This is a genomic window from Microbacterium sp. cf332 (assembly GCF_900102175.1).
In the GTDB taxonomy this organism is placed as follows: Bacteria; Actinomycetota; Actinomycetes; order Actinomycetales; family Microbacteriaceae; genus Microbacterium.
The window spans coordinates 203,382-213,838 of sequence record NZ_FNKN01000001.1 but is presented as its reverse complement, the minus strand read 5'-3'; the positions used below and the strand labels follow the sequence as shown (position 1 = coordinate 213,838).

General features: G+C 71.6%; 6 protein-coding genes. 2 read left to right on the top strand and 4 right to left on the bottom strand.

Annotation, left to right across the window (positions count from 1 at the left end):
- Positions 1-35 precede the first annotated feature (35 nt).
- Positions 36-2,960 (bottom strand): UPF0182 family membrane protein, encoded by a 2,925-nt coding sequence (locus BLT21_RS00915; protein WP_091497678.1) that lies wholly within the window; start codon positions 2,958-2,960, stop codon positions 36-38.
- A 40-nt stretch (positions 2,961-3,000) separates the two neighbouring features.
- Complete coding sequence (locus BLT21_RS00910; protein ID WP_091497675.1) at positions 3,001-4,125, bottom strand: YlbL family protein; 1,125 nt, start codon at positions 4,123-4,125, stop codon at positions 3,001-3,003.
- A gap of 125 nt (positions 4,126-4,250) precedes the next feature.
- Here BLT21_RS00910 and BLT21_RS00905 point away from each other — a divergent pair, with 125 nt between their 5' ends.
- The gene (locus BLT21_RS00905) at positions 4,251-5,663 is read left to right on the top strand and encodes a zinc-dependent metalloprotease (RefSeq protein WP_091497672.1); all 1,413 of its coding nucleotides are present in this window, start codon (positions 4,251-4,253) and stop codon (positions 5,661-5,663) included.
- 770 nt (positions 5,664-6,433) lie between these two features.
- On the opposite strand, the gene BLT21_RS00895 is transcribed toward BLT21_RS00905, so the two are convergent.
- Both BLT21_RS00895 and nudC read right to left on the bottom strand, forming a co-directional pair.
- Positions 6,434-8,188: an ATP-dependent helicase gene (locus BLT21_RS00895; protein WP_091500626.1), complete on the bottom strand. Its 1,755-nt coding sequence runs from the start codon at positions 8,186-8,188 to the stop codon at positions 6,434-6,436.
- The gene (nudC, locus tag BLT21_RS00890; protein WP_091497664.1) at positions 8,185-9,102 is read right to left on the bottom strand and encodes an NAD(+) diphosphatase; all 918 of its coding nucleotides are present in this window, start codon (positions 9,100-9,102) and stop codon (positions 8,185-8,187) included. The genes BLT21_RS00895 and nudC overlap by 4 nt, the downstream gene beginning before the upstream one ends.
- Positions 9,103-9,167: 65 nt before the next feature.
- Between nudC and BLT21_RS00885 the strand changes: the two genes are divergently transcribed.
- Positions 9,168-10,454 (top strand): protein kinase family protein, encoded by a 1,287-nt coding sequence (locus BLT21_RS00885; RefSeq protein ID WP_091497660.1) that lies wholly within the window; start codon positions 9,168-9,170, stop codon positions 10,452-10,454.
- Positions 10,455-10,457: the final 3 nt, after the last annotated feature.

Here is a 10,457-nt window from a genome sequence, read left to right as displayed (position 1 = left end):
ACTCCTGGAGTCGGGGCCTTTCTCGCGGGACGGGCTCAGCCCTGGTCGCCGAGCTCCAGCAGCCGGGCGATCGCAGCCGTCAGCTTCGCGTCCGCCTCACCGTAAGCCGCCCAGTCCGCGCTCTGCATCGCCGCGTTGCGCTCGGCGAGAGCATCGCGGGCCTGGTCGAGTGCGGCCTGGTAGTCGAGGCTCGGCGTTCCGGGGGTGGCGGTTCCGCCGTCGCCGGACTCGGTGGGAGTCGGGGTCGGGGTCGGGGTCGCGTCGTCACCCGGGACGGGGTCGGGCACGACGTCCGTGTCTCCGGTGCTGGCACCCGAGTCGCCGCCGAAGAGGACGTCGAGCGCCTCCTGCAGGGTGTTCTCGAACGCGACCTCGTCACCGAATCCGACGAGCACCTTCTGGAGGGTCGGCAGCTTCGTGGCGCCCGAGGACTGGACGAACACGGGTTGCACGTACAGCAGACCGCCGCCGACCGGAAGGGTCAGCAGGTTTCCGTTGATCACCTCGGACTGGCCCTGCTGCAGGATGTTCGAGAACGACGAGACCTCGGGGTCGGCGTCGAAGGTGTTCTGCACCTGGCCCGGGCCGGCGACCGGCGTCTCGGCGTTGATCTCGAGCATGCGCAGCTTGCCGTACGCCTCGCTGACCGTCCCCGCCTCGGCACCCGCGTCGGAGTCGACCGACAGATAGCCCATCAGCACGTTCCGCGTGTCCTGACCGCCGGGGATGAACGACGAGAACATCGAGTACGACGGAGCATCCTGCCCGGGCATCTTCATCGTCAGGTAGTACGGCGGCTGCAGCTGGGTGTCCTGCTGGGGGTCGTTCGGCGTCTTCCACGCGTTGTCGCGCGAGTAGAACGACTGCGCGGTGTCGACGTGGTAGGTGCCGAGCATGGCGCGCTGCACCTTGAACATGTCGGTCGGGTAGCGGACGTGGCTCATGAGATCGCCGCTCATCTCGCTGATCGGCTTGAGCGTGTTCGGGTAGATCTTCTGCCACGCCTGCAGCAGGGGCTCGTCCGCGTCCCAGGCGTAGAGGGTGACCTCGCCCGAGTACGCGTCCACCGTCGCCTTGACCGAGTTGCGGATGTAGTTGATGTTGTCGAGGGCGACGCGCGGCTGCGGGTTCGACGAGTCGGAGATGGCGTCGCTCAGGCTGACGATCGACGAGTACGGGTAGTTCGCGCTGAGCGTGTACCCATCGACGATCCAGACGATGCGGCCGTCGACGACCGAGGGGTATGGGTCGTTGTCGAGCTCGAGGTAGGGAGCCACCTTCTGCACGCGTGTGGCGGGATCGCGGTCGTAGAGGATCTGCGAGTTCTCGTTGATCGCGTCGGAGAACAGGATGTCGGTCGATTGGAACTTCAGCGAGTAGATCAGCCGGTGGAACACGTCGCCGATCGACGGCCCGCCGTCGCCGTCGAAGGTGGTCTTCGTCTGGCTCTCGCCCTCCTGGCCACGCGGGTAGTCGAGCTCGATGGGCGAGGATCCCTCGGGGGCGCCGACGATCGAGTAGGTGGGCGAGAACTCGCCGAAGTACACCCGCGGCTCATACTCCTGGTCGAGCGTGAGCTCGCCCGCGGCGGGGATGCCGCGCTCGACGAACACCGGGTTCCCGTCGGCGGTGCGCTCGTTGCCCTTGGCCGCGACCATGCCGTAGCCGTGCGTGTAGACGAGCGTCGTGTTGTACCACGATGCGGCATCGCCGAGCTGGTTGACGTTGAGCTCACGCACCGACACCACCGTGTCCTGCGACTGGCCGTCGATCTGGTAACGGTCGACGTCGAGGGGCTCGGCGAACTGGTAGTACGAGCGGTACTGCTCGATCTGACGCACGGTCGGACCGATGATGGCGGGGTCCATGATGCGGATGGACGCCGTCGTGTCGGCGTCGGCGCGCAGCTGGCCCGGCTCGACGTCGGTCACGGCCTGGAAGTCCGTCTTCTCGAGACCGTCGATGCCGTAGGCGAGCTTGGTTCCCTCGATGTTGCGCTCGTAGTACTGCGACTCGAGCGTCAGCTGGTTCGGGCGCACCTGCACGTTGTTGACGAACCACGGGTAGGCGACGCCCACGACGAGCGAGGTGACGACGAGGAGTCCCGTTCCGATGAGGGGGAAGCGCCAGCGCCCGATGATCGCGGTGACGAAGAACAGCACGGCGACGATCGCCGCGGCGATCGCCAGGATCGTCTGCCCCGGGATGACCGCGTTGACGTCGACGTACCCGGCGCCGGTGATGCGGTCGTTCGGCGTGACCAGCGTGCGGTAGCGGTCGATCCAGATGCTGACGCCCTGGACGAGCAGGTAGACGCCCGCGAGCACCGCCAGCTGGATGCGGGCCGACTTCGAGATGCGCAGCTCGCGCTGACCGACGCGCACCGAGCCGTAGAGGTACGACACGAGGGCGGTCACGAGCAGGCAGACGATGACGATGGCCGAGACGAAGCCGACGGCGGCCGAGATGAAGGGCAGGGTGAAGAGGTAGAACCCGGTGTCGAGGCCGAACTGCGGATCGGTCGTCCCGGTCGTCACGCCGTTGATCCACAGCGCGACGGTCTCCCACTGGGCGGATGCGGCGAAGCCGGCGAAGAACCCGAAGAACGTCGGGATGCCCCACATGCCGAGCCGGCGCAACGGCTCGACGACCTCCTGGTACCGGTCGAGCTGCGAGCTCAGCCGGGCGTACACGGGCCGCAGCCGGTAGGCGAGCTGGATCGACAGCCAGACGGGCACGGCCATCGCGACGAAGCCGACGACGAACATGATCGCGCGCGCCGACCACTGCGTCACCAGGACGCCGTCGAAGCCGAGTTGGCGGAACCACAGCCAATCCGCGTAGAGGCTCGCGAAGATGAAGAAGGCCACCACCACGGCCGCGATGACGGCGAGGGTGATGCCGACGGCGCGGCGGGATTTGCTGGGTGTGGCCGGGTTCGGCGCTGAGGTCGTGGTCACCCCTCCATCCTAGGCGTCGCCCGCTGGGGGGAAGCCGTGCTCACCCCGTGGTGCAGGTCGGCAGCGCGTCGAGGTCGCCGCCCGTGCTGACGGCGTCGACGACCGCGAGCGCGTCGTCGAGATCCGCGACCGAGAACACCCGCAGGCCGTCGGGGACGTGCCCCACGACCTCGTTGCAGTTGCGCTCGGGAGCGAGGAACCACTCCGCACCGGCATCCTTCGCGCCGTAGAGCTTCTGCCGGATCCCGCCGATCGGTCCGACGGTGCCGCCGGCATCGATCGTGCCGGTGCCTGCGAAGCGCTCGCCGCCGGTCAGCTCACCGGGCGTGAGCGTATCGATGATGCCGAGCGCGAACATCATCCCGGCGCTCGGTCCGCCGACATTGTCGAGCTGCAGGGTCACGTCGATCGGGAAGTCGAAGTCCTGCGCGATGGTGACGCCGATCACCCAGCGCGTCTCGCCGTCGACCGTCGCCTGCGTCGGTGTGACCTCGACGGTGCGAGTCTCGCCATCGCGCTCCACATCGAGAGCGACCGCGCTCCCGCCCGCGGCGTTGATCGCGTCCCGCAGCGCGGTCGTCGTCGCCACCGCGGTGCCGTCCACCGACCGGATGACGTCGTCGGGCTCGAGGAGGCCTTCCGCCGGCGACGAGTCCGCCAGCGTGAAGACACGCACGAGCGAGGTGACGTCGTACCCGAGCTCGGTCAGTGCCGCCGCCGTCGCCTCTTTCTGCGAGTCGACCATGAGGGCCGCGTTCTCGTCGTTGCGCTGCTCGGTCGTGACCCCCTCGGGGAAGATGTCGTCGATCGGCACGACGGCGCGCGCGGGGTCGAACCAGGCGCCGGCGAGCTCGAGCCACGACGGCGTCCGCTCGCGGTTGCCGAGCACCTCGACCGTCAGCAGGTCCAGCGTCCCGGACGTCGGGAAGGTCTCGGCCCCGGAGACGCTGATGAGGGGGCGTTCCTCGCCGTCGCCCGACGCAACGGAGCCGAGGGTGTCGTAGACGGGACCGGGGCGTTGGATGACGAACGACGTGGGCACGATCGTCAGCACGAGCAGGGCGACCAGCGAGAACGACACCGCCCACAGACCCGCGATAAACGCGCGGCTGGGCCGGCGGCGCCGGGGCGCGGGGACGGGGGCGTTCTCGTCGAAAAGTGACACGTGCTGCTTTCTGGTCCCGGTCGTTCGCGACCGGCGAAAGCGAACGAGGGCCGTTCGAGCCGTGCGACGAGGTCGTGCGGCTAGCGTAGAACGCGAGCTGACCGCCCTGCTGAAAGGCGCCTGACATGGCTGATGACGACCGCTCTCCCGAAGAAGAGTTCCAGGAGCTGCTGCGCAGCCTGCTGGGCCAGGGCGGCACGCTCGGGCCCGAGCAGCTCGAGCGCCTGTCCGCGATGGGCGTCGACCCCGCGATGCTCCAGCAGATGATGCAGCACCTCCAGGGTGCCTTCGCCGCGGGCGGCGACGGCGCGATCGACTGGAGCGCGACGCGGACCCAGGCCCTGCACCTCGCGAACAAGGACGGGCACGGGATCAGCGCCGGTGATCGCCAGGACTTCTCCGACGCCTTCGCGCTCGCCACGCTGTGGCTGAGCGAGGCCACGACGATCTCGGATCTGGCCGCCCCGCCGCGTGCCCTGACCCGCGGGGCCTGGGTCGAAGCGACCCTGCCCGTCTGGCAGGAGCTCGCCGAGCCGGTCGCGACGTCGGTGGCCGATGCGCTCACGGCGGCCCTCGAGTCCCAGGCGCCTGAGGACATGCAGAGCATGATCGCCGGCGCCGGTCGGCTGATGCGTACGGTCGGCGGTTCGCTGTTCGCCGCGCAGCTCGGCGCCGTCATGGGCAAGCTCTCCCTCGAGGTCGTCTCGGGCGGCGACGTCGGCATCCCGGTCATGCCCGACGGCGAGGCCGCGATCCTCCCCCAGAACTTCGCCGATTTCGGCCGCGACCTCGGGATCGACGACGAGCAGCTCGCCCTCGCGCTCGCGACGCGTGAGCTCGCTCACGCCCGGCTGTTCCGGCACGCCCGGTGGCTTCGCCTGCACGTGATCTCGCAGGTCACCGACTTCGCGCGGGGCATCCACGTCGACACCGACGCCCTCGAGGAGCTCGCCTCGCGCTTCGATCCCTCGCAGCCCGACGAGCTGCGGCAGGCCCTCGAGAGCGGGGTGCTCCTCCCCCAGCGCTCCGAGGCCCAGTCCGCGGCGCTGACGCGTCTCGAGCACCTCCTGGCGACGATCGAGGGATGGGTCGACGTCGTCTCGGCCGACGCCACGACCCGTCTGCCGGCTGCCGACCGCATCGCCGAGGCCGTCCGCCGCCGGCGTGCCGTGGGCGGCCCGGCCGAGCAGGCCATGGCCTCGTTGGTCGGGCTCGAGCTGCGTCCCCGGCGGCTGCGCGAGGCGGCCGCCATGTGGCGTGCGATCACGGACGCCGTCGGCCGCGAGGCCCGAGACGGCCTGTGGGACTACCCCGACCTCATGCCCTCGCCCGCCGATGTCGACGACCCGTCGTCGCTCATCGCGCGCCTGCAGGCCCGCGCCCGCGGGGAAGCGCCGGAGCGCGACGAGATGGACGACGCGCTCGACGCGCTGCTCGCTTCGGCGGCGGTCGACGAGGCCGGCGATGCCGGCGACGAACCACGCGGCGACGGCTCGGACCGCCCCGACGAGGGTCCCGCCGGGCCTGCGCCCGTCTGACCCACCGCTTCGTCCGCTCGCGTCGCGCACGGCATCTCCCCAGCCTGCGGTCGGATGATCGCCGACCGCAGCCCTGTGGACAGCGCGCCGACGCCGTCGGCGGCGGCCGCAGAATCGGGGCATGCTCCGCCTCGCCGCATCCGCTCTGCCCCTCTGGCGCTCACCCTCGGCGCTGCAGTTCGGCGAGGAGCCGGCGATCGTGCTCGAACCCGTCGAGCCGTGGCACGAGCGGGTCGTCGAGGCACTGGCCACCGGGATCCCCGACGGGGTGTTCGACACGATCGCCCGGAATGCGGGCGCGCCCTCCGATGCGGCCGGCGTGCTGCTCGAAGCATTGCGTCCGATCCTCGCGCCGAGCCACGACGAGGCTCGGCCGCTGCTCCTGGCCTTCGGAGACGAGATCTGCGCCGCCGACCGGGCGAGAGTGCGCTCCGCGTTCACGGTCGCGGGGGCCTGCCTCGCTCCGGACGGCGATGCGCCCGCGGAGAGGGTCGTGGTCCTCGTCGGATCGCGGCTCGTCGAGCCGCGCCGAGCGGCGACGCTCGTCGCGGACGACGTTCCGCACCTGCGCCTCGAGCTCGGCGGCGACCGCGTGTCGGTGGGGCCTCTCGTCGTCCCCGGACTCACCGGCTGCCTCGCCTGCCTGCACGAGTATCGCCGCGAGCGCGACCCGGCGTGGCCGACCCTCGCGGCTCAACTCGTCGCCCGAGCCGCACCCCCGACCGAACCCCGCCTCGTCACCGAGGCGTGCGCGACGGCGATGCGGCTCGTCAGCGCCCCGCTGGCCGAGCGGACGAGGTCGGTGACCCTGCCCGCTCGGGACGGCGAGCCGACGTGGTACGAGCACGAACCGCATCCAGGGTGCTGGTGCCGATCTCCCGGACGAAGCGCGAGACCTGCCGCTCATACCGCCCCGCCCCTCGCGCCCACGAGATGTTCAGCGATCGCGCGGCCCGCGTGACGCCGACGTAGGCGAGGCGCCGCTCCTCGTCGATCTGCTCGAATGTCGTGGCATACGCGATCGGCAGCAGCCCTTCGGCGAGGCCGACGAGATGCACGTGCGGCCACTCGAGACCCTTCGCCGCGTGCAGCGTGGAGAGCGTCACCGTGCGAGTGGCGACCTCGTGCTGATCCTTCGCTCGCATCTGCAGGTCGTCGGTGAACGCCCGCATCGTGGTGCCCGTCGGGGCCTCCTCGGCCAGTCGCAGCAACGCCGCGCGCGCCTCCCAGGCGTCCCGCAGGGGTCCGCCGGCCGCGGGGGGCTCGTCGGTCAGACCCAGCGAGCTCAGGATGGAGCGGACATCGGCGATGAGGTCTCCCGAACTCGGCGCGACGGAGGCGCCCCGCAGCGCCATGACCGCCTGCCGCACCTCGGGGATGTCGAAGAACCGCGCACCGCCGAGCACGGCCGCGGCGATGCCACGCCGGGCCAGCGCTGCCAGCAGCGACGCGGACTGGGAGTTGGCGCGGTAGAGCACCGCGACGTCGCGCGGATCGGCGCCCTGCGCGAGCTGGTCGGCCACCGCCGCGGCCACACCGTCGGCCTCGGCCGCGTCGTCGGCGAACTCGCGCACGGTGGGTCGGTCGACATCGGGCGTGGCGCGCTGCGCGACGAGTTCGAGCGCGCCCGGTCTCCCCCGCATGAGCGCGTTGGCGACCGCGACGACGTTCGCCTCGGAACGGTAGTTGCGCTCGAGGCGAAGGATACGTGCATCGGGGTGCCGCACGCCGAAGTCGAGGAGGTACGCGGGGTCTGCTCCCGCGAACGAGTAGATCGTCTGGCTCGCGTCACCGACGACGCAGAGATCGCGTCGATCTCCGAGCCACAGCTCGAGGAGCCGGTGCTGGATCGGCGAGACGTCCTGGAACTCGTCGACCGTGAAGTGCCGGTACTGCTCGCGCACCTCGGCCGCCACGCGCGGCTCGGCCTCGAGCATCCCCGCGCACGCGAGCAGGACGTCCTCGAAGTCGAGCTGACGTCGCTCGTCCTTCAGCTTCTCGTATGCACGCTGCAGCGCGACGACGGCGTCGAGCGAAAGCGATCCCACCGGCTCGGGCCGGTCCAGCGCGTACCGCTCGATGGAACGCAGGGTGATCTTGCGCCACTCGATGCGCGTGGCGACGTCGCGGAGCACGGCCGGATCGGGGTCGAGGCCGATCGAATCGGCCGCCTGCACCAGCAGCCGGACCTTGCTGCCGAGGATCGTGGGCGCGGCGTCGCCCGCGAGCTGCGGCCAGAAGTAGTTGAGCTGCGCGAGCGCCGCAGCGTGGAAGGTCCGAGCTGCGACTCCGCCCACTCCGAGCGCGCGGAGGCGTCCGCGCATCTCGCCCGCGGCCTTCGCGGTGAAGGTGACCGCCATGACGCGGCCCGGTGAGTACGCGCCGGTGTCGACGCCGTGTGCGATGCGGTGCGTGATGACCCGGGTCTTGCCCGACCCGGCACCCGCGAGCACGCAGACGGGACCGCGCAGCGCGGAGGCCGCCTCGCGCTGCTGGTCGTCGAGGCCGGCCAGCGGGTCGGTCACGCCGTCGCCCCGCACCAGTCTGCGATGAGGCGTCGCGCGATCGAGGCGCTGCCGGGGAGCGCGACAGGACCCTCTCCCGCAAGGGCGCTGCGGATCTCGTCGCGGTCGAACCACCGGACCGCGACGATCTCCTCGCCGTCCGGCCGCGCCTGCGGCTGATCGGCGGCGACGGCATGGAAGCCGAGCATGAGCGATCGGGGATAGGGCCACGCCTGCGAGCCGCGGTACTCGAGATCGTCGACCACGACTCCCGCCTCCTCCTCGACCTCGCGACGGATGGCGGTCTCGAGGGACTCGCCGGCCTCGACGAAACCGGCGAACGTCGAGAAACGGCCGTCAGCCGCCCATGACGCGTTCTGACCGAGCAGCAGCCGCTCGTCGCGCGTGTCGCGCACCGCCACGATGACCGCGGGGTCGGTCCGAGGGAACTGCTCGCGCCCGCATCCCGTGCACTGCCGCGACCATCCGGCTGAGCGCAGCCGCGCCGGTGATCCGCACCGGGGACAGAACCCGAAGTCCGCGAACCAGCGGCCGAGGGCGACGGCGGTGACGAAGGCGCCGGCATCCTCGTCGACCAGATCGCCGCCCGACGTCCGCAACGACGACCATGTCGCCTCGTCGTCTCGGTCGGTTCCGGCGTCGGCCGTCGCAGCCGGGCTCGCCGCGACGAGTCTCGCGGACCCGTCGGAGGCGCGTCCGAGGAACGCCCACTCCGCCGACGGCGCCTGCTCGACGACGTCCGCGGCCGCGGCCCAGACGAGGCGGTCGCCGCGGACGCGGGCGCGGTCGCCGCGCACCTGCAGGACGCGCGTGGTCGACTCGGCGCGGAGCCGCTCGATGAGGGTGTCGTCGGCACGTTCGGCCGGTGACGGCTCGAAGACGGACCGGGCCAGCGCCGGCGGCTGCATTCGCATCTCGGGGACCCCTCTCGCGGGCGTGGCGCGTCGGCCTGCGCGGCCGCCCGACCTACCCTGATGGCATGGCTCGCTCTCCCTTCACTCTAGCCGCGTCCGTCAGTTCGGCTCTCCCCGGTGCCGCCGTCGTGGGCGCAGCCGAGCTGACCGAGCGGACCGACGGCCGTTACGACAGCGCGCTGGTCACTCTCGAGGACGGTCGCCGCGTCGTCGTGCGCGTTCCGGTCGACACCGACGCCGATCTCGAGCTCGTCGCCGACACGCGCGCGCTGCGCGCGCTCACGCCGGGCGTCCGTCGCCTCCTGCCGTTCGACGCGCCCACCGTGCTGGGCACCGCACGGATGGACGGCTTCACCGCCGTGGTCCAGGAGTACGTCGCCGGATACCGGGTCGAGGCGGGCCACATCCCCGCCGGTCGGGGGGCCGCATGGTCGCTCGGATCGGCGATCGCCAAGGTCCACGCGCTCCCGCACGCCGTCGCGCGCGACGCGGGGCTGCGCACGCGCACGAGCGCCGAGGTGCGCCACGACGCGGAGCGTCTGCTGGATCGCGCCGAGGCGACCGGGGCGCTGCCCTTCGGTCTCCTCCGTCGCTGGAGCACGGCGCTCGGCGCGGACAGGCTCTGGCGCTTCGAGGCGACGGTCACGCTCGGCGGTGTGGATCCCGGACGCTTCGTGCTGAGCGACACGGCGGCCGGGCCGACCGTCACCGGCCTGCTCGCCTGGCACGGCCTGGGTGTCGGCGACCCGGCGGAGGACCTCCGCTGGCTCGCGTCGGCGCCCGACGCCCGTGACGATGTGCTCGAAGCGTACGCGAAGACGGCGCACCACACACCGGATGCCGCGCTCGCGGCCCGTTCGCGCCTCTACGCGGAGCTCGAGTTCGCCCGCTGGCTCGCCCACGGCCACGAGACCGGCGCTGCCCGCGTCGTCGAGGATGCCGTGGCGCTGCTGACCGCTCTCGACGACGGCGTGCGCGACGAACCGCTGCTCCCCGACGATTACACGACCGTCGACGACGCGCTCGAGCTGCTGGGTCGCACGCCCGCCGCGGTCGCCGCGGGCGATACCTCGATGCAGACCGATACCTACGATCCCGCCCTGCTGGCCGCATACCTGGCTGACCGCGACACCGCCGAGCAGGCCGACATCGAGACCGTTCCGATCGACCTGTCGGACTGGACCCCCGACGGAGCGTCGAGCGACCGACGGTCGGACACCGGCTCGATGCCCATGCTCCGCAACGAGGCCGCGTCCGGGGATCAGCGCGACGCCGGGGACGACGGAGCGGGCGACGAGGAGCACGCCGAAGCTGCGCGCAACGCCCTGCGGCGGTGGTCGGGCGCCGAGTGACCC